This is a genomic window from Cohaesibacter haloalkalitolerans, assembly GCF_003574655.1.
In the GTDB taxonomy this organism is placed as follows: domain Bacteria; phylum Pseudomonadota; class Alphaproteobacteria; order Rhizobiales; family Cohaesibacteraceae; genus Cohaesibacter; species Cohaesibacter haloalkalitolerans.
This window is the reverse complement of sequence record NZ_QNUM01000001.1, coordinates 43,265-63,179: the sequence shown is the minus strand read 5'-3', so window position 1 is coordinate 63,179 and position 19,915 is coordinate 43,265. Positions and strand designations below refer to the sequence as shown.

The window sequence follows — 19,915 nt, the reverse complement described above, 5'->3', positions numbered from 1 at the left end:
AGAGAAAAGGGGGACCTTCGTGTTCGATCCTTATATTTTGCAACAGCTCGCCATTGGCGTTTCGCTGGGTATGATTTATGCGCTGATGGCGATCGGCTTCACGCTTATCTTCGGTGTGCTCAATGTGGTGAACTTTGCCCATGGCGAGGTTTACACGATTGGCGCCTTTGCCGGTCTGATGGCCATCACGGCTTTTGCGCCGCCGCTTCTGGTGGTTCTGTTCATTGCTCTGGCTGCGGGTGCGTTTGCCGGTTTCGGACTTGAACGCCTTGCCTTCCGTCCGTTCCGCAGATTCTCCGATGAGGCCTCGCTGAAATCCCGCGCCATGCGCGAAGCGACCCTGATGTCGTCTCTGGCCATGTCGATCATCGCCCGCGAAGCCATGGAGCTGATCTTCGGCTCGCAGTTCCAGTCCATTGATCTGGCCTACCTGATCAACAAGCCGATCGAGATCGGCCCGATCACTATCGTCAATGGCGACCTGATCATTCTGGCCATCACGCTGATCATGCTGGGCGGTCTGCAGTGGCTGCTCAAGAAAAGCCCGATCGGCATGTCCATCCGTGCCGTATCGAACAATGCGCTGGGTGCCAAATACTGCGGCATCAACACTGACCGGACGATCATCTTCACCTTTATCATCGGCTCGGGCATGGGGGCACTCGCCGGGATTCTCGTCGGGCTCTATTATGGCGCCATCTTCCCCGCCATGGGCTTCACGCCGGGCATCAAGGCCTTTGTTGCCATGGTCATGGGTGGTCTCAGCTCCATTCCGGGCGCGGTCGTCTCTGCCATGATCCTCGGTCTTGCCGAGAGCATTTCCACCAGCTTCATGCCATCGGTATGGTCTGACATGGTTGCCTATGCCTTCCTGCTCGCTACGCTGATCTTCTTCCCGCAAGGCCTCTTCGGAGCAAGGAGGGAACGTGTCTAAACCATTGTTCATCAAGCTGCTGCTGCTGGTTATCGTCTTCGCCGTGGTTCCGTTCGCGCTCGAAGGCCTCGGCAAGGGCTACTATTACCAGATCGCCACACTGGCCTTCGTCTTCATGCTGCTGGCCGCCTCCCTGCATCTGGTCACTGGTGTGGCGGGCCTGTTGCATCTGGGTCATGCCTCCCTTTATGGCGTTGGTGCCTATGTGGCCGCGCTGCTCGGCTCCAAATATGGCATCGGCTTCACCTACGGTCTGCCGCTGGCGGGCATCGGGGCTGCTTTTGTCGCCTTCCTGGTGGCGCTGCCAACCATGCGTCTGATGTCGATCTACTTCGCCGTCGCAACGCTTGGCATCGGCCAGATGCTGTTTCTGGTCTTCCAGAACTGGGTCGACGTCACCAATGGTCCCAACGGGGTGATGCTGTTCGACGGCATCGATCTGTTCGGCTATGCCATCAACAGTGAACTGGGGATCTATTATGTGGTTGCCGTTGTTGCGGCCGTCTCGATCCTCATTCTCAACCGTCTCAGCCATTCCTATTATGGCAATGCCCTGCGGTCACTGCGTGAAGACGACCAGTGCACGGCTGCCATGGGCATCAACGTCACCGTGATGAAGATCCAGGCCTTCGTGATTTCTGCCTTCTTCGCAGGCATCGCCGGGGCGCTCTGGGCCTACACCACCGGCTACATTTCGCCCAACGACTTCAACTTCTCCCAGTCGATCCTCATCCTGACGATGGTCGTTGTGGGAGGGCTCGGCTCTCTGCCGGGCGTGCTGATCGGTGCCCTGTTGCTGATCCTGCTGCCGGAAGTGCTGCGTTACTTCGGCGACATTCGCAACATCATCGTAGGCCTTCTGATGTTCGGCGCGATCCTGTTCCTGCCCAAGGGCCTGTTCGGCGAGGTCAATGCGCTCAATTTTGCGCGCAGGATTCTCGGCTCGGCCTGGTCGGAAGACAATTCTGAGAAGGGGATCGGCTGGAAATGACGACCATACTTGAACTTGATTCCCTGACCCGCGTCTTCGGTGGCCTGAGGGCTGTCGATGATGTCTCCACCAAGGTTTCAGAAGGCGAACTGTTCGGCCTGATCGGGCCGAACGGGGCTGGCAAGACCACCCTGTTCAACCTGATCTCCGGCTTCACGCCACCGTCTTCGGGCGATGTCCGCTTCAAGGGCGAGAGCATCACGGGCCTGCCGGTGCACAAGATCGCGCACCGGGGCATGTCCCGCACCTTCCAGAACCTGCGTGTCTTCCCCAACATGACCGTGTTCGACAATATCTCCGTCGGCGCACTGGGCATGATCGGGGTCAGCCCCTTCTCCGCACTCTGGGGAGGGCGGGCCAAGGCCAGGGAAATTTCCGAGCGCAGCTGGGAGATGTTGGAAAAGGTCGGCCTCAAGGAGCACGCTGACGATCTGGCGGCCAACCTGTCCTACGGCAAGCGCAAATATCTCGAAATCGCGCGGGCGCTGGCCATGAAACCGGATCTGCTGATCCTTGATGAACCGGCCGCGGGCATGAACGATTCCGAGACTGCGGAGCTGGCCCAGTTCATCACCGATCTCAACAAGACGGGCCTCACGATCATGCTGGTCGAGCATGACATGGGGCTGGTGATGGGCATTTGCCAGCGCCTTGTCGTGCTTGCCTCGGGCAGGAAAATCGCCGATGACGTGCCTGCCAAGGTGCGTCAGGACCCTGCCGTTCTGGAAGCCTATCTGGGAGGCGACGACTGATGAGCAATATTCTCGAAATCAACAACCTGTCCCTCAAGATCGGCATTCAGGAAATCCTGCATGACATCACCGTGGGCGTTCCTGAAAAGGGCATTGTCTCCGTTCTGGGCGCCAACGGGGTCGGCAAGACCTCGCTGATGCGCTGCATCTCGGGCATCTATCATGCCACCGGTGGCGAGATTCTGCTCGATGGGCAGGACATCTCCAAGCTCAAGAGCCACGAAATCGTCGATCGCGGTGTCATGCAGGCGCCGGAAGGGCGGCAGATCTTCTCCACCATGACCGTGCTGGAGAATCTCATTCTCGGGGCCGGGCCGCTTGGTCGGCAGGAACTGGATCACGTGCTGACCCTGTTTCCGGTGCTCAAGGAACGCCTCAAGCAGCAGGCAGGCTCCATGTCCGGGGGCGAGCAGCAGATGCTCTGTATCGGCCGCGCCCTGATGCGCAAGCCAAAGGTCCTGTTGCTCGATGAACCATCCCTCGGCCTTGCGCCGCGTCTGGTTGGCTTCATCTGCGAGCTGGTTACCAAGATCCGCGAGGAAGGCTATGCCGTTCTGCTCGTCGAGCAGAATGTCAAGGCGGCCCTGCGCATCTCCGACCGGGCCTATGTCATCGAGCACGGCAAGATCGTCATCGAGGGCGATGCCCATGCACTGATGAGTGACAAGCGCGTCGCCGATGCCTACCTTGGCGGTCATGTTCACGAACAGGCCTGAGGGCCTGAGCAATCATTCCGGCGTGTCTCCCATGCCGGGATTTTCCTTCTTCTTGCACCTCCGCAGAGGGGTCAAACCCTCTGACTTCTTGGATTCAACAGATAATCGACGCCGTTTGATCAGTCTAAACAGTGAAAGAAAAGACATGAGCAATCCAGTCACATTTCCTCCCTCCATCTGGGCCGTCACCGCACCGGCCCGTACCGAGGCCGCTCCGCTCACCGAGGCGATTGAAACCGATACGGTGGTGATTGGCGGCGGCTTCACCGGACTGGGCGCCGCTCTGCATCTGGCCAAGGCCGGACGTGAGGTGGTTTTGCTGGAAGGCAAGGCGATCGGCTGGGGCGCTTCCGGGCGCAACAATGGTCAGGTTATTCCAACCCTTACCGCTGCCGAACCGGACATGTGGGTGCAGCGCTATGGCGAGACCGGGCGCCTCTTTGCCCAGATGATCGGCGCTTCCGCCAATGTCCTGTTTGACGCGATTCGGGAAGAAGACATCGTCTCCCATGCCGATGCCGAACAGACTGGCTGGTTCCAGCCGGCCCACACGCCGGGGCGCACGAAGCTGAGCCAGAAGCGCGTCGAGGCATGGCAGCGGTTTGGCCTTGATGCCCGCTATCTCGATCGCAAGGCGACCACCGAACTGCTCGGCACGGATCATTGGTATGGTGGCATGCTTACCCCGTCCGGTGGTCACATCAACCCGCTTGGTCTGGCCCGTGGTCTGGCCCTTGCCGTGGAACGGGCAGGGGCGACCATCCATGAGGCCACGCCGGTTGTATCCTACGCTCATGATGGCACCCAGTGGGTCGTCAAGACTGACCGGGGCTCGGTCAAGGCCCGGGCTCTGATCCTGGCAACCAACGCCTACACCGGCGAAGTGGTACCAAAGCTCAACCGCCGTCTTGCCCATTCCATCGTGCCGGTTTCTTCCTGGCAGATGTCGACCGAACCGTTGAGTGATGAGCTGCGCGCCACGATCCTGCCGGGTCGTCAGGCCGTGTCCGATACCCGTGGCGACCTGCGCTTTTTCCATTATGACCGCGATAACCGGCTGATCACCGGTGGCGCCATCATGGGCTTTGGCGACCTTGCCGCCCGCATGGCCCGCAAGGCCGCAAACAATTTGGCCGACAGCTTCCCACAGCTTGCGCCACCCAAAATGACCCATGTCTGGGAAGGCTATCTCTCCATGAACTGGGATCGCTTCCCGCGCGTTCACAGCCTTGGCCCGAACGGCTGGACCTGGATCGGGTGCAACGGCCGTGGTGTCGCGCTCGGTTATTCGCTTGGCCGTGAGATGGCCCGCGCCACGAACGGCGAAGACCTCGCTTCGCTGGCCTTGCCGACCACCACGCCGCACCCGTTGCCGTTCCACGCCATCGGCCGCGCTATCGCCCCTTACTATCTTGCCTGGTATAAATTCAAGGACCACCGGGAATACAAAAGCTGACAGGACCTGACCATGAACGATATCCCTATTCTGGAACGCCGCCGCATCGAGGCAATGATCTTGAAGCATGTGCTGGATGTGATCACCGAACGCAGCGGCCGCGCCGAAGCCGAAGCCGTGATCGGTGAAACCTGCTCCCGCTCGGCCATCGAGCAGGGCAAGGCCATGGCAGAAGGGCTCGACCACGCCCCGACCCTGTCCGACTTTGCCGACATCCTTCCCAACTGGACCAAGGAAGACGCTCTTCAGATCGAAACGCTGGTCACCGAGCCGGACCAGATGGACTTCAATGTCACCCGGTGCCGCTACGCTGAAATGTATAAGGAAATGGGGCTTGGTGATATTGGCCATCTTTTGTCTTGCAACCGTGACGGCGACTTCTGTGTCGGCTATAACCCGGACATCCAACTGGAGCGCACCCAGACCATCATGAAGGGCGCCTCCCATTGTGATTTCAGATACAAGATGAAGTGAGAGAAGGAAGAACAGGATATGGCCGTAGATAATTGGGTCTCGCGTGAAATCGAAGATCTGACCGCTTTCCGGCGGGATTTGCACGAGAATCCCGAACTGCTTTACGATCTGGAACGGACCTCGAAGAAAGTGGCCGAAGCGCTGCGCGCCGCTGGCGTCGACGAGGTGGTCGAGGGGCTGGGCAAGACCGGTGTTGTCGGTGTCATCCATGGCCAGAGCAATACGTCGGGCCGTACCATCGGTCTGCGTGCCGATATGGATGCCCTGCCGATCGTCGAAGCCACCGGCCTGCCGCACGCCTCGAAGGTTCCGGGCAAGATGCATGCCTGCGGCCATGATGGCCACACCACCATGCTGCTGGGTGCTGCAAGGCATCTTGTCGAGAGCCGTGCCTTTGACGGCACGGTGCTGGTGATCTTCCAGCCCGCCGAAGAAGGCGGCGCCGGGGCTCAGGCGATGATCGATGACGGCCTGTTCGAGCGTTGGCCCTGCGATGAAGTCTATGGCATGCACAACATTCCCGATGTACCGGTTGGCCATTTCGTGACCGGCAAGGGCCCAAGCATGGCCGCCGTTGACATGTTCGACATCAAGGTGACCGGTCGGGGTGGTCATGCGGCCCAGCCGCATAATGCCATCGACCCGTTCCCGGCGGTTGCGGCCATCATCCAGGCGATCAACGGCATGAGCGCCCGCACCGTCAACCCGTTGGACTCCCATGTGGTTTCCCTTTGTGGCATCACCAGCAACGACACCTACAACGTCATCCCCGAAGAGATCAACATCAAGGGCACCGTCCGCACCCTCAACGAGGCTGTCCGTGACCATGTCGAGGCACGCCTTGGCAAGATCGTGGCGCAGATTGCCGAAGGCAACAATTGCGTCGGGGAGTTGGACTACCGCCGTCTCTATCCGGTGATGGTCAACCATGACGAGGCAACCGAGCATGCGGCCAAGGCTGCCCGCTCGGTCTCCGGCGATGACGCGGTCCGCATCGACATGCCGCCAACCCTAGGCGGCGAGGACTTCGCCTTCATGCTCAATGCCGTGCCGGGTGCGATGATCCATGTCGGCAATGGCCCTTCGGCCCAGCTGCATCACCCCAAGTTCGATTTCAACGACGAGGTGATCAAATGGGGCTGCTCCTACTGGGCCCAGTTGGTGCGGGACAGGTTGCCGCTTTAGCCTTTGCCAAAGCAGGCATCTCGGAGAGGTGCCCGCTGCGAAATATGAGGCCGGCCGGAAGGGCTCCCTTCCGGTCGGCCTTTTCTTGTTGAAAGGGGGGAGGATACTCCGGGGAGGCTGCGCCAGTTGCACGGATGGCTACCCGGCTCTTGCCAGAAGCGGGGCAAGAGCGTCGTCAGTCGTGACCGGATGTCTGGTCCCGGCGGTGGTTGCCCTTTCCGATGCGACCAGCTTGTCGAGGCTGCCCGTATCCAGCAGGCTCTCCAATGAGGAAGGCCGACCAAGCAGATAGCCCTGACCCTCGTCGCAGCCCTCATCGCGCAGAATGGCCATCTGTTCTTCGGTTTCGATGCCTTCTGCCAGCACCGGGATCGAAAGGCTTTTGCCCAGTGCCAGAACCGCTCGCACGATGGCAAGAGACGACCTGTCCTTGTTGATGTCGTCAACGAAGCTCTTGTCCAGCTTGATCTTGTCAAAGGGAAAGGTTCGGAGAATCTCCAGGGACGAATAGCCCGTGCCGAAATCATCCAGCGCAATGCCAACACCAAGAGCCTTGACCTGCAGCATGATATCGAGGGATCTGGCCGTGTCCTTGACAAGGGCCGTTTCCGTGAGCTCCAGCTCGAGGCGGCTCGGGTTGAGGCCTGTCAGGGCAAGTACATCCTCGACATATTGAGGCAGATGGGGATCCATGAATTGCACGGCAGAAACGTTGACCGCCACCCGATAGGGCGGATCCCAGCTTGCTGCATCCACACAGGCGCGCTTCAGCACCCAAAGGCCAAGCGCCGAGATCAGGCCGTTTTCTTCCGCTACCGGAATGAAAACCGCAGGCGAGATGGGGCCAAGGTCAGGATGGGTCCAGCGCAACAGCGCTTCGAAGCCATGGATGTCCCGTTCCGGCCCCATGGATTTCTGCACCTGATAGTGCAGCTGCAGCTCGTCATTATCCAGCGCCCGACGGAGGTCGTCTGCCATCTTGCGTTTCTTGCGCATGTCTGCGCCGATTTCGGCATCGTAAAAGCAGAGCTTGCTCATGAAGGAGCATTTGGCGTGATACATCGCCAGATTGGCATTGTTGACCAGCTCGCTCGAGGTTTCTCCGTCGTCTGGCCAGATTGCCGCTCCCAAGCTGGCGCCGACCTCATTCCTGACCCCATCGATATCGATGGGCTGGGCAATCTCGAAGGCGAGGCGTTCGGCGAAGGAGGCGATGGTGCTTTTTTCGCGGAAGAATTTCACTGCTGCAAATTCATCGCCGCCAATGCGCGCAACAAACTCATCCTCCCGGAGAATGGTTTTCATCCGGCCTGCCAGCGTGTGCAACGTGAAGTCGCCCGCCGTATGGCCCAGCCGGTCGTTGATTTCCTTGAAGCGGTTTAGGTCGATGCCAAGGATTGCGACCTTGACCCCATAATGCTCTGCGCTTTCAATGGCGCTGTTTACGTAGCGCTTGAAACCTTCCCGGTTGGGAATGCCGGTCAGGACATCGTGGCTGGTCAGGTGATGCAATTCCTCCCTGGAATGTGAGCGCACCCGTGAATCGATGAAATGGCTGGTCAGGCCAGCGCCAAGTATGATCAGCGTGACAAGCGCAATGGCCATTGCCAGCGAGATCATGGCACTGGCGTCAATATCCGGAAACGACGTGGTCATCGGCGTGACCGTGAAGGCGGCCATGCCGGTAAAGTGCAATCCGACGATGCTCAGAACCATGGTCATGACGGCCGACAGAAAGCGCAACTTTCTGATGGCCGGTTTCCAGATGAGGGTGCTGAAGAACATCGACAGGGCGACAGAGATGAGGATCGAGGCCCAGATGAGGCCCATGTCCCAGGTGAGAAGCCCCACGATGCGATAGGCAAACATGCCGGTATAATGCATGGTCGCAAAGGTCAGGCCGACAAAGGCGCCGCCGATCACAGTCCGGATGGGGCTTTGCCGGAAGCCGGAAAGGCAGAAGCTGCCAAGCAGTCCGGCGATAGCGATCACCAGCGAAAGGATGGTCAGAGCTGGATCAAAGGAGACCGCCGCCTTGGGCTTGTAGGCCAGCATGGCAACAAAATGCGTCGCCCAGACACTGCCGCCACCTGAGACCGCTGCCAGAAAGAACCAGCCAAAATGGTGGCCCAACTCGGATTCGACGGCATGGCGCACAAGGCGCAAGGTGACAAGGGAACCGATGATACAAAGCAGAGCTGCGAGAGCGACGAGCAGAAGATCATGTTCGGTGTAGATACAGCTCAGAACTGTCAACATTCAGATAGGTTCCGGAAACATGGGTTTGATTTATATCAATAACTTTCAATACTTACTATTCCATTGATCCGGACGAAATATTTGTAACAGCGTTATCGGGATGTAAATATTTCTTTGTTACACGCCATGATTTTGAAAATTCATGACTATGAACAATGGTTGCGTGTCAGGTTGGGGGGATTGCGCAGCAGGGAGCGACGGTAGCGGGGAGAAATCGGAAGGCGCACGGCGTTTTGGGGCACAGCCGGAGATCTGTCTCATCCGAGCCATTGGGCGTGACAGGTGAAGGGCAGGCTGTCATGCACCAGATGCTGTCCGCGCAGAAATACGGACACTAAAAAAGCGGGCTGAACCCACTTGTATGCTTTTTATCAATTTTTTCGAAGGCGGTTGTCTCTTCCCGCCCGGACGCTTCTCTGAAGCAATGAGCAAATACTTTTCAGTATTATTTCTTCATCTGGCTTCGAGAAGCCTCGTGGCTATTAGTCACGAGGATCGGAGATCGAACCAAGCATTGCGTCAATGCCGTGTGCGGAGATGTATTCGTCTACAAAACGCTGAGCCTGTTCTTCACGAGCAGATACAACTTTTTCGAATGCGCGGTTAAAGAAGTTCATTTTATTTCCTTTCAACTGTCTGGCTTGTTTGTTTCTTTCTTATGCCCTGACTATGCTCCTCTCTGAGCTATCTGAAAAGAACTGATACCTCAAGACAGTCATGCGCTTAGTGCATGTCGAGGCATTTAGCGTCCCGGTATGCGCAATGGTGCAGGGATCTTGAGGTCTAAATTTTCAAAAATATGACATAATTTCAATACTTTAATTGAGATATGCGATTTTGCATTGGACTTGCAATTAGCTATGCGCGTTAAATTCCAACACATTCATGCAAAGAGATGATGGCAATCCGAACCGTTTTTCGGCAAGATTTGGGGGGAATTTCTGATGCGGGGAGGGGGAAACTGTGTCCAGATTGTCGTTGATTGCAGTCCTGCTGGCAACAGGCGCCGGTCTGTGCCTGCCGATAGAAGCAACCAAAGCCTCGGCACCGGTCAAGCGCGTGATCGAGGGCTGCGTGCTGCAAGGCAAATTCATCAGCCAAAGGGGATATCATATCAAGGTCCGGGCCCACGGCAGAACCGTGGATCTGTCGCCCTATGAGGGCATGGAAATCCGCTACACCGGCAATCTTTTGCCCGGCGACCGCTATACTGTCCAGACAGCGCCGCTGATCCTCGGCCCCTGTCGCAAGCCGCCCAAACCGCTTTTCTGACATGCTTGTGGGCGAATGAGCCGCCTTTCAGGCAAATGGACAAGGCCGCCAGCGAAGATCAGGTACGGTCTGCTGTTTCTGCCAAAGTGAGGGGCTAAGAGCAAGGGGGGATCCGTGTGAAGCCCGACCGTCAGGCCTTCAGGGCCCGCACGATGCCTGCAAGCAGGGCGAAGCGTTCGCAGATGCTGTCAACCTCGAGATATTCCTCCCGGCTGTGTGCCCGACCACCTACCGGCCCCATGCCGTCAATGGTCGGGATGCCGACATCGGCGGTGAAGTTGCCATCGGATCCACCACCGGTTTTCTGCCAGCCGATCCTGACGCCCAGCTCCGCAGCGATGGCATCGACCTTGCGACAGAGTACCAGCGCGTCATCGGAGGCATTCATCGGCGGGCGGGAAACGCCGCCGGTCACGGAGACGGTGACATTCGGGGTAAACGGATGCTGGGCCATTTCGCGGATGCGGACCTCGACCAGCTCGGCCTGATCTTGCGAGACGAAGCGCAGATCAACCTCGGCCTCGGCGGATTCTGCAATGGCATTGACCGATGTCCCGCCCGAGATGAGACCGACATTGAGCGTCAGGCCGGTCTCGAAATCCGTCAGCTTGTGCAGTTCGGTCACCCAGTGGGCAAGCTCATTGATGGCGCTCGCTCCGTTCTGCGGATCAACTCCGGAATGGGCTGCCTTGCCATGAAAATTGAGGCAATAGCGACCGGTGCCCTTGCGTTCGAAGACCAGATCGCCATTGGCGCGGCCCGGTTCGAGAATGAAGGCATGGTGACTGCGCCGGGCCAGATCCTCAATCCAGCCGCGGGACTGTTCGGAGCCGATTTCCTCGTGACTGTTGAGAGCAAGGCAGATGGACGGCGTGGCCTCTCCCGTCCGGTGAAACAGCCGAGCCAGATAGAGGGCAAAGAGATCGCCTGATTTCATGTCCATGACACCGGGGCCATAGGCCCGATTGCCTTCGATATGAAATGGTCGCTCGGCAGCGGTTCCCTTCGGAAAGACGGTATCCATGTGGCCGAGTAGCAGGATGTCGTGGTCGTTCCTGTTGCCAGGGCTCAGGATTTCAAGGCACGGGCCAACGTTGGAGCCGACGTCGCGCCGGATGACCTGCCAGCCGAGCTTGGTGAATTCCTCTTCGAAAAAGGCGGCCACGGCACTGACGCCATCAAGGTCCGCACTGCCACTATCGATATTGACCAGAAATTCGAGATCTTTGAGAAAGTCTTCAAGGTCCAGCTCAGCAGGGTTCATCGTCATGCCTCTTTGTGGGCGGCATCAGGTGCCGCCTTTGATCGTTTGAGAAAGGGTCGGGGGAGTAGGGCTCCGGTGAGGACCGTCACTCTACTGCCCCAAAGCGTCTTTGACCAGTCGTCAGGCAAAGATGATCCCGAACAGAACGACCGTCAGGATGCCGCCTGCAACAGGCAGGGCGGTGCGACGGACGATGTCGATAGGGGAGCATTGGCCGGCATCGCTGACGGCGATGATGACACCGGCAACCGGCGACATGGACCGGGCAAGACCGGCGGTCAGCTGCATCGGCAGCAGCATGGAGACCGAGGCAGCTCCGAAGCTTGAAGCAATATTGGGTGCAAGATGGCCGAAGGAGAAGAAGGCCGCATTGCCGGAGCCGGTGATGACTGCGATGACCGTGACCATGGCGCACATGACGATGGTCATGGCCGTGACACCGAAACCAGACCCTTGGGCCGCGTTGATCAGGAAGTCGACCATTCCGATGGTCGTCAGACCGGCGGCAAATACCTCGGCACAGACGATCAGGGAAACGATGCGGGCAAACATCTGGCCCATGCCGTCAAAGAAGGCCATGAAGCCCTTGGTGACAGCCTTGCCATTGCGATGGCGGATGGTTTCGCAGACCAGACCCACGAGCGCACCGATCAGCATGGCGGTGACAACGTCAAGCTTGACCGAACTGATGAGCAGCTTGGAGAAGACGAGGATCAACGCTAGCGGCAGCATCGGCAGCAGCGCATAGAAGGCTGGTGCGGACTTCTTGCCATCAGCCTTGGCCGGATCCACATCGTGTGCCTCGGCTTCGACCACATGCCCTTCCTTCTTGTCGAAATAGCGGGCGCTGACATAGGTCAGGATGGAGATGACGATGATGGCGGCAATGCCTACCGGCAGCTGATGCTGGGCAAAATAGACCGCGACATCAAGCTCGGCGGTCTTGGCTGCAAGGTTGGACGCACCGGACGCCGGACCAAGGTCAAGCACGGCGGTGGTGCCTATCATGGCAGCCGCTGCTGCGCGGCTGACGCCCAGCCGGACAAGGGTCGGGTAGAAGGTGACCAGCAGCAACATGGCAAGGCCGGCGGCGCTGGGGATGAAGATGTTGAGCACCTGCCCGACGGCATAGCCAAGCGCCAGCACCACGTAAGGCGCGTTCAGCAGCTTGAGCGGGCGAATGGCGACATCGACCATGGCATCCGTGGCCCCGATATGGTCCATGTATTTGGCAAAGCCACCGGCCGCCATGATGATCATGCCAAGCCCTGCCGCACGATAGGCCAGCGAGCCGCGGACATAGTCGAAGATGTCAAACAGCGACAGACCCGTCGACTTGGCCTTCTTGAACAGAATCGAGCTTTCGGGTGCGACAACGAGCGTCAGCGCAAGAAGCAGCAGGCCGGCCAGCAGCAGCACGGTGTGTGACTGGTATTTCTTGATGATGAGCCATGCCACGACAATCGTGACAACAAGGCCGATGAGAAAACCTAACATACTTTTTCCTCCCAGATTTTAAGCAGGTCTAGGTGTGACTGATGGATCCGGGCGTTCATGGCTCGGAATGACTGGAGGAATGTTCGATGAAAGATGTGATGACCTGTTCATAGTTTTCCTTGTCCTCCAGATAGGGCGCATGGCCCACGTTGGGCAATGTCTTTTGTGTTGCCTGTGGTGTCAGAGCCCTGAGTTCGGCGGAAAGTTCGGGCCGGACGACAGGATCCTTCTGGGCGAAAAGCACCAGCATCGGGATCGTGATCTTCTCGTAGAAGGAGCGCAGATCGGCAAATTGCAGCATCCGCGTTGCCGAGAACAGGCCGTCGGCCTTGGTGCCTGAGGCGACATAGGCTGCCGTTTCCAGGGCGAAGGGATCCACCGGATGGGCGACCATGTTGGTGGCCCGTTCCCGGCCGTAGGCCTCGCCTCCTTCTTCCTTGAGTGCGCGGATCCGGTCGACAAGTTTGGCGGTTGGGGGCGTATCCAAAGGCTCGCCATAACCCGGGTGCGTGCAGGAGAGGATCACCCGCCCGATCCGCGGCTCAGGGTCGGCGGCAACCCGGGCCGCCAGCGTTCCACCCATGGAATGGCCGACAACGGTCAGGGATGGCAGCGCCAGTTTCGCGATGAAGCCGCGCAACTGCTCGGCAAACACCTCGATGTCCGGTTCGACTTCGGCGGATTGCCCATAGCCTGGCGCGTCCCACGAAATGATTTGGTAGCGGGATGACAGGTCGTGCAACTGAAACAGCCAGCTGTCTGCACTGCCCAGAAGGCCATGCAAAAAGAGAATTGGCCTGCCTTCGCCCATGGAGCGGTAGGATATCGGCAGCCCGTTGACCTCCACGCTCTGCCGCGCTGGCAGGGACCGGACCAGTTCCATCAGCGGAGCCGACCAGGGCGATGGCTCTTGTGAGGACATGCTGTACCTCGTTTCTTTGAGTGTCTTGATGATTTCACTGTAAAGACGGGCAGTTCATATGCATAATGCATGGTGTCGATAAGATTATAAAATTTGCTGATGAAGTATCGGTTGCGTCATGAATATCAAGGAGCTGCAAGCGTTCAACGCCGTCGTTCAGGAAGGAACAGTCAGCGGCGCGGCGCGGGTGATGAACCTGAGCCAGCCTGCGGTCAGTCGCCTGATCATGCTGCTGGAAAGCGAGTTGCATATTTCGCTGTTCCGGCGCGAAAAGCAGCGGCTCTATCTCACCGAGGAGGGGCAAGCCTTCAACCGCGAGGCTCGACGGATTCTGGCCGGTCTTAGCGAGATCCCGCGGATTGCCGAGGAAATCCGCGCCCATCGGCTCAAGCGGCTGCGGATGGTGACCATGCCGCGCGCCGCGCTGTCGGTGGTGGCGCCCGTCGTCGCCCGGTTCACGCGCGAGAATCCCGACGTCAAACTGTCTCTCGACATCCGGTCGCACCGGGATATCGAAAGCTGGATCAACGGGCGGGAGTATGACCTGGGGTTCGGCAACGTCCCTATCACCCACTGGGCTGCGGAGAGCACGCCGATCGGCCGGACGGTGCTGGAGGTGCTGATGCCCACCGACCATCCCTTTGCCCGGAAGGAGGTGGTGACCCTTCAGGATCTGGCGACCGTGCCGCTGGTGCAGCAATTTCCGGGCATGTTGCTGCGGCGCCAGACCGACGCCCTGTTCGATGCCCATGACGTGCGGATCGAGCACGAAGTGCTGGCCGGGTCTTCGCAGATGGCCCAGTATCTTGTTGCCAACGGTGCCGGAGTGACCATCATTGATCGGCTGAGCGTGCTGGCCATGGATGACCGGCTGATTACCACCCGTCCCCTGTCGCCCACCCGCTGGGTGGCATTCGGGGTAATTCGCCATCGCGATGATGATCCTGACCCGATGGTTCTGCGCCTGACCGAGATGCTGCGCGAGCGGGTGGCAGAGTGTGCGGTCGATGGCTCGATCATTCCCCTCATGGGCAAGGGCGAGGTGTGAGGCTGCTCGCAAGGCCTCAGGATCAGGATACGCGATGGGCTGGCTCGAAAACAGGAAAAGGCCCGTGCGAGAGGGGTCACACGGGCCTTTCCTTCGGTGTCAGGAGACCTGCGGGGACCCTTCACGAAACGGATATAAGGCTGGATAGAGCGCTTAAACACGGCTCTGCCGCAATACGAGGTATTTGGCCAGATGCGCCTTTGGTCAGCTCACAGGCCCATGGCTTTGAGTTCCTGCAGCGGCGGAATGGTCTCGAACATCACCGGATCGAGACGGTCCCACAGAATACCGCAGGTCGGCTTGTGTGGCCCATCGACCAGAATGGTCCGGGTCGGTGTGAAGATGGCGTCGGCAACCGTGTCATAGACATCCGGCGTCAGTTCCTCTTCCAGCAGCTGGCAATCATGCACCACGGCTGCCGACGGGGTTTCGGTGGAGATCCGACCGATCTGGTAGAGCATGCCCCATTCGCTGTCGAAGAAGCCATGGCCCTTGCCGAAGCGGATGCCCTTGGTGTTGATGGCGCCCGTGCCGGTGACCATATAGTCGACCTTTGGCATCTCGGCGAGCTCCTTGAGGCTGACCGGTCGGCCAACCCGTTCCATGCCGTCCAGTGTCGAGGCATAGAGATAGAGCTCCGGAGCAATCGTCTTCGGATCGAGCAGCCAGAAGCCGCGCTTGATCGAATAGGTCGTCATCAGCACCGTCTTGCCGTCTTCCAGCGCCTTGAGGCGCAGGCGGTCGAGGCAGTTGTCCGGCGTGATGAAGATATAGTTCGATTTCTGGTAGTATTCATGGTCAACCAGCCGCTGAACTGCTGCTTCGCCGCCTTCGAAATCGGCGATGAATTCGCCAAAATCGAAGTGGAAGCGGCTGTCGGGAACAGCGACCTTGCGCAACTCGCGCCAAACGCGCTCGCGGACTTTGATCTTGTGATCAACAATATCCATGGGGAAACTCCGTGATGTCTTATTGTGCAGGTGCCATGCCGCGCTTGGTAAGCACGCGATGTTCGATGGCGACCACGATTTGATAGAAGAGAACGGATATCAGCACCGAAACCACTGCGACCGACCAGATCATGCCATAGTCGAGGTAGCCGCGGGACTGGTTGAGCAGATTGCCAAGGCCCTTGCCGGTGGCGAGCCACTCGGCAATCATCACACCCAGCAGCGCCCGGGGAACCGCAAGCCGGGTTGCGGCAAACAGATAGGGCAGGGAGGCTGGAATGGAGACCAGCCAGAGCTGCTTGACCGGTCCGGCACCATAGGCCTTGGGCACCTCGATGGCGGCGCGCGACACCATGGACAGGCCTTGTGCCATGGTGACGAAGGCCGGAAAGAAGGTGACCGACACGGTGATCCACAGGATGACCGAGGGGCCGCGCCCGAGGATCAGCACCAACAGCGGCGTCAAGGCGACCAGTGGCATGGTCTGGGTGACCAGCGCCACGGGCATGAAGCCGCGAATGATGGCCGGATAAAGCACCGAACAAAGCGCCAGCGCAAAGGCAAAGAACAGCCCCATGGCCATGCCGATCATCGTCATCGGCAGGGTTTCGCTGAGGGCCATCGCCAGCTTGCCAAGGCTTGCCGGGCTGTTGGGCATCATGAACAGATAGTCAAACACGCCAAGCGGCGTCTTGGCGATCATCGCCGGAGTGCCCATGATGGAGAGCAACAGCCCCCATAACAGGAACGGCAAGGCAAAGGACACCGTGATCAGAGCTGCTTCGACCAGCGGATTTTTCTCGGCCTTGGTTGCTGGCGGACTGGCTGGCACGGTAACGGCCTTGGATGCTCCTGTGAGGCGGGTTGCCAGCAGGGAGAAGAGGAGATAGGCGAGCCCCGCAATCACAGTTGCTGATAGACCGATTCCCCACAGTCGGTCGGGCTCGCCCCGGCCAAGCGAACCGATCAGATAGACCCCCAGTCCATACCGACCGCCGCCGCCGAACTCCGCTAGAATGGAGCCAAGAACCGCATTGGGGGCCGCAATCCTGAGGCCCGCCAATATGGATGGGATGGCGCTGCGCATTTGCGCGTGAACAAGCGTCTTCCACTGGCGACCGCCATAGGCCCGGACCACATCGACAATGCGTCGGTCGGTCTGCTGGATGCCGGTTACGGTGGCGCTCATGGTGACGAAATAGCAGGCGATGGCCGCCAGAATGATACGGGGCGTCATGCCCGAGAAGGTGATGACAAGGATTGGCGAAACGGCAATCGGCGGCAGGGCGAACAACGCCACATTGACCCCGCGTGCCAGCCGCTGGGTGATCGGGAAGATGGCGAACAGCACCCCTGCGGCAATCGCCAGGGCATTGCCGATGAGAAAGCCGGCGCTTGCCCCTTCCAGTGTCGCCAGAATATGCGGCGGATAGTCGGACCAGTCGACCCACAGCCGCGCCAGAATGGCGGATGGCGCAGGCAGGGCACCATCGGCAACCAGTCGCAACTGACCGATGATCTCCCAGATGATCAACAGCAAGAGCCAGTTGCGCAAGGTGGACGAGTGCAGCAGCTTGCGGATCGGGGAGAGGGCGTCGGACCTCTCTGGAGCGGTCCTGTTACTGGCCATCCAGCGCCTCCGCGATTTCCTTCTCAAGGGCATGGAAGCGAGGATCGGAAAACAGGGCGGGCTTGCGTGGCCGGTCGAACGGCACATCGATGACGCGGCTGATCCGCCCCGGCTTGCTCTGCATGACCACCACACGGTCGGCAAGGAAAATGGCCTCGTCGATGCCATGGGTGACCAGCAGGGTTGTTGCCCGGCTTTCCATCCAGATGCGTTGCAGCTCGATGTTCATCTGGCGGCGCAGGATCTGGTCGAGCGCGCCAAAGGGTTCATCCAGAAAGAGAATTTCCGGGCGGGTGATGAGAGCACGGGCGATGGCCGCGCGCTGGCGCATGCCACCGGACAGCTCGCCGGGCAGTGCCTTTTCGAAACCGTTGAGCCCCACCAGATCGACCAGCTTGGCCACCTCGGCCAGATAGTCGGCCCGCTTGTGCCCGAGCACGTCAAGGGGCAGCATGATATTGTCTTCCACGGTGCGCCATGGCATCAGTGCCGCATCCTGGAAGGCAACACCCGTCTTGCCGCTTCTGGCCGCCTTGAATGGGGTCATGCCGCTGATCATCACATCGCCGGTGTCCGGAGCATCAAGCCCCAGCGCCAGCCGCAGGATGGTCGACTTGCCACAGCCCGACGGCCCGATCAGGGCCGTGAACGAGCCTTCCGGACAGGCGAGGGACACATCGCTCAGGGCCTGAACGACCGCGCCGCGACCCTTGAAGGATCGCGACACGTGATTGATGGTGATACCGTGTTCGGCACTCATGCAATTTCTTCCAGCAGCGTGGTGTCGAAATGTTCGCGTTTGGCGGAAATGCCCACTTCGGCAAGCGCCTTGATGTTGGCTTCGATGGCTTCTTCGCTCATCGAGAAAATGCCGCCGGCGGCTTCGATCAGCGGCTTCTGGGCGTTGTTGAAATAGAGCTCGTTGTCGATGGAACGACCGGTGCCCTTGAACCAGCTGTCAGCAAATTTCGGCGGATAGGCGGCCGGATCCTTGAAGTTCTCTTCCCAGCCTTTGCGGGAAGCCCTGAGGAAGGAAACCAGTTCCTTGCGTTTGGTCTTCAGGGTCTCTTCGGTGACAACAACGGTGTCGTTGAAGATGGTGAAGCCGAAATCATAGAGCAGGAAGGAGGTCGCGTCGGCGCCAGCCTGCTTGATGGTGAACGGCACGTTGGTGGTGAAGTCGAGGGATGCGTCGATTTCGCCCTTGATCAGCGGGGTCGGATCATAGGCATAGGGCACAATGTTGATCTTGGAGCGATCGACGCCGGAGATCTTCAGCATGGCTTCAACGGAAATCACGTTGACCGGCGGCACGGCAAGGGTCTTGCCGATGAGGTCTTCAGGAGTCTTGATCGGGTTGGAGGCCAGAGAAACGATACCGATCGGGTTCTTCTGATACTGGGTGCCGATGATCTTGAACGGTGCGCCTTGCTCGGTGATCGCCTTGATGGTGGTGTCCGGCGTGGTCAGCGTGAGGTCGGCCTTGCCTGCAATAATGGTGCTTTCCGGAATGACGTCCGGGCCGCCGGATGCATAGGAAAGGTCAAGACCTTCCTCGGCATAGTAGCCCTTGTCCATGGCAACGAAATAGCCGGTGAATTCGGCATCGTTGATCCAGGAAGCCTGAAAGGCAAAGGGCGATGCAGCGCTTGCAAAGCGGCCCATGGTTGGCAGGGCGGCAGATGCTGCCATCAGGGAAAGAAATCGGCGTCTGTCCAGAGCAAGTCTCATGTTCAGTGTCTCCATTTGTCTCGGGAAGTGTGGTTGTTGCTATAAAACGCCCCTGATCCGGGCCAGCTCGGCCAGAGGCGGGATGTCCAGAATTTGGTCTTTGCTCAAAAGATCCCAGCGAATGCCGCGTGGGCGTCGTTCGGTTCGTTCGACCCGGATCAGCTTTTCCGGGGTCGCGATCATGTCGATGGCAATGTCGAGGTCGCTGGCGATGACATTCTCGTCGGTCACCTGCACATCATGCACGATGGAAACAACCGGCGTTTTTTCCTCCATGAGACCCAGATCCGTGAACATGCCCCATTCGAGATCGAAATAGACATGTCCCTTGCCAAAGCGGATGCCCCGGGAGGAAACGGCAGATGCGCCGGTCGCGGCAAAGTCGAACCGCCCCTTGCGTGCGATCTCTTCCAGCGACACCGGTTTTGCAAAATGCTCCATCCCCTCCAGCCATGAGGCAAAGAGTTCGGCCCCCCTGGGCACGACACCCGGCTCCAGATAGAGGAAGCCGCGACGGATGTTGTAGGTGGACATGACCAGAGGAATGCCCGCCTCGATCATCTTCTGGCGCAGCAGCGTGAGGGAATTGTCCGGTGTCACGAAGGCAAGCTGGCAGTCCTTGAAGGCATCCAGCGCCAACACGCGACCGGTGGCCACATCGGAGCCGTCAAAATCGGGAATGACTTCGGAGAAATCGAGATGAAAGCGCACGTCGGCCCGGGCGACATCTTTCAGTCGCTGCCATATGCCCTTGCGTATCAGCCGTGAATGACTCATGCTGTCCTCTCGTTTCTCTGTTTCATAATCATGAAACTGTTGTTTCATTATTGCAAG

The 19,915-nt window shown here is 59.1% G+C and carries 19 protein-coding genes; 9 read left to right on the top strand and 10 right to left on the bottom strand.

Translation table 11 applies throughout. The annotated features are described in order from the left end of the window. Positions 1-19 precede the first annotated feature (19 nt). From DSL70_RS00285 to DSL70_RS00255, 7 genes are all read left to right on the top strand, one after another. Complete coding sequence (locus DSL70_RS00285) at positions 20-934, top strand: branched-chain amino acid ABC transporter permease (RefSeq protein WP_119305904.1); 915 nt, start codon at positions 20-22, stop codon at positions 932-934. Beyond that, positions 927-1,925, top strand: coding sequence for a branched-chain amino acid ABC transporter permease (locus DSL70_RS00280; protein ID WP_119305903.1), 999 nt, complete (start codon positions 927-929; stop codon positions 1,923-1,925). The genes DSL70_RS00285 and DSL70_RS00280 overlap by 8 nt, the downstream gene beginning before the upstream one ends. Next, positions 1,922-2,677, top strand: coding sequence for an ABC transporter ATP-binding protein (locus DSL70_RS00275; protein ID WP_119305902.1), 756 nt, complete (start codon positions 1,922-1,924; stop codon positions 2,675-2,677). The genes DSL70_RS00280 and DSL70_RS00275 overlap by 4 nt, the downstream gene beginning before the upstream one ends. Continuing rightward, positions 2,677-3,393, top strand: a complete 717-nt coding sequence (locus DSL70_RS00270) for an ABC transporter ATP-binding protein (protein WP_119305901.1) — start codon at positions 2,677-2,679, stop codon at positions 3,391-3,393. The genes DSL70_RS00275 and DSL70_RS00270 overlap by 1 nt, the downstream gene beginning before the upstream one ends. Positions 3,394-3,538: 145 nt before the next feature. After that, positions 3,539-4,849 carry an NAD(P)/FAD-dependent oxidoreductase gene (locus DSL70_RS00265; protein ID WP_119305900.1) on the top strand — a complete coding sequence of 437 codons (1,311 nt, stop codon included), beginning with the start codon at positions 3,539-3,541 and terminating at the stop codon, positions 4,847-4,849. A 12-nt stretch (positions 4,850-4,861) separates the two neighbouring features. Further along, a complete protein-coding gene (locus DSL70_RS00260; RefSeq protein ID WP_119305899.1) occupies positions 4,862-5,323 on the top strand; it encodes an L-2-amino-thiazoline-4-carboxylic acid hydrolase in 462 nt (153 codons plus the stop codon). 18 nt (positions 5,324-5,341) lie between these two features. After that, complete coding sequence (locus DSL70_RS00255; RefSeq protein ID WP_119305898.1) at positions 5,342-6,508, top strand: M20 aminoacylase family protein; 1,167 nt, start codon at positions 5,342-5,344, stop codon at positions 6,506-6,508. A gap of 138 nt (positions 6,509-6,646) precedes the next feature. On the opposite strand, the gene DSL70_RS00250 is transcribed toward DSL70_RS00255, so the two are convergent. Both DSL70_RS00250 and DSL70_RS22700 read right to left on the bottom strand, forming a co-directional pair. Beyond that, entirely contained in the window at positions 6,647-8,767 is a 2,121-nt protein-coding gene (locus DSL70_RS00250) for a putative bifunctional diguanylate cyclase/phosphodiesterase (RefSeq protein WP_119305897.1), read from the bottom strand. Positions 8,768-9,249: 482 nt separating this feature from the next. Next, a complete protein-coding gene (locus DSL70_RS22700; RefSeq protein WP_280955326.1) occupies positions 9,250-9,384 on the bottom strand; it encodes a hypothetical protein in 135 nt (44 codons plus the stop codon). Positions 9,385-9,730: 346 nt separating this feature from the next. On the opposite strand from DSL70_RS22700, the gene DSL70_RS00240 reads away from it, so the two are divergent. Continuing rightward, positions 9,731-10,039, top strand: coding sequence for a hypothetical protein (locus DSL70_RS00240; protein WP_162916257.1), 309 nt, complete (start codon positions 9,731-9,733; stop codon positions 10,037-10,039). A 130-nt stretch (positions 10,040-10,169) separates the two neighbouring features. Here DSL70_RS00240 and DSL70_RS00235 read toward each other — a convergent pair whose 3' ends face one another. The 3 genes from DSL70_RS00235 to DSL70_RS00225 all read right to left on the bottom strand — a co-directional run bounded on the left by DSL70_RS00235 (position 10,170) and on the right by DSL70_RS00225 (position 13,722). Continuing rightward, positions 10,170-11,303, bottom strand: coding sequence for a M20 family metallopeptidase (locus tag DSL70_RS00235; protein ID WP_119306542.1), 1,134 nt, complete (start codon positions 11,301-11,303; stop codon positions 10,170-10,172). 120 nt (positions 11,304-11,423) lie between these two features. Next, positions 11,424-12,800 (bottom strand): C4-dicarboxylate transporter DcuC, encoded by a 1,377-nt coding sequence (gene dcuC, locus DSL70_RS00230; RefSeq protein ID WP_119305894.1) that lies wholly within the window; start codon positions 12,798-12,800, stop codon positions 11,424-11,426. A 55-nt stretch (positions 12,801-12,855) separates the two neighbouring features. After that, entirely contained in the window at positions 12,856-13,722 is an 867-nt protein-coding gene (locus DSL70_RS00225; RefSeq protein WP_119305893.1) for an alpha/beta fold hydrolase, read from the bottom strand. A 118-nt stretch (positions 13,723-13,840) separates the two neighbouring features. Here DSL70_RS00225 and DSL70_RS00220 point away from each other — a divergent pair, with 118 nt between their 5' ends. Then, positions 13,841-14,770, top strand: a complete 930-nt coding sequence (locus DSL70_RS00220; protein ID WP_119305892.1) for a LysR family transcriptional regulator — start codon at positions 13,841-13,843, stop codon at positions 14,768-14,770. Between the two features lie 209 nt (positions 14,771-14,979). Here DSL70_RS00220 and DSL70_RS00215 read toward each other — a convergent pair whose 3' ends face one another. Genes DSL70_RS00215 through DSL70_RS00195 form a run of 5 tightly spaced genes read right to left on the bottom strand, consistent with a single transcriptional unit; the run spans position 14,980 to position 19,858 of the window. Then, positions 14,980-15,720 carry a 5-formyltetrahydrofolate cyclo-ligase gene (locus DSL70_RS00215; protein WP_119305891.1) on the bottom strand — a complete coding sequence of 247 codons (741 nt, stop codon included), beginning with the start codon at positions 15,718-15,720 and terminating at the stop codon, positions 14,980-14,982. A gap of 19 nt (positions 15,721-15,739) precedes the next feature. Beyond that, complete coding sequence (locus DSL70_RS00210; protein ID WP_119305890.1) at positions 15,740-17,350, bottom strand: ABC transporter permease; 1,611 nt, start codon at positions 17,348-17,350, stop codon at positions 15,740-15,742. Next, a complete protein-coding gene (locus DSL70_RS00205) occupies positions 17,340-18,110 on the bottom strand; it encodes an ABC transporter ATP-binding protein (RefSeq protein ID WP_119305889.1) in 771 nt (256 codons plus the stop codon). Before DSL70_RS00205 ends, DSL70_RS00210 begins: the two co-directional genes overlap by 11 nt. Then, complete coding sequence (locus tag DSL70_RS00200) at positions 18,107-19,081, bottom strand: ABC transporter substrate-binding protein (RefSeq protein WP_119305888.1); 975 nt, start codon at positions 19,079-19,081, stop codon at positions 18,107-18,109. Before DSL70_RS00200 ends, DSL70_RS00205 begins: the two co-directional genes overlap by 4 nt. A 39-nt stretch (positions 19,082-19,120) precedes the next feature. Further along, positions 19,121-19,858, bottom strand: a complete 738-nt coding sequence (locus DSL70_RS00195) for a 5-formyltetrahydrofolate cyclo-ligase (protein WP_119305887.1) — start codon at positions 19,856-19,858, stop codon at positions 19,121-19,123. Positions 19,859-19,915 lie beyond the last annotated feature (57 nt).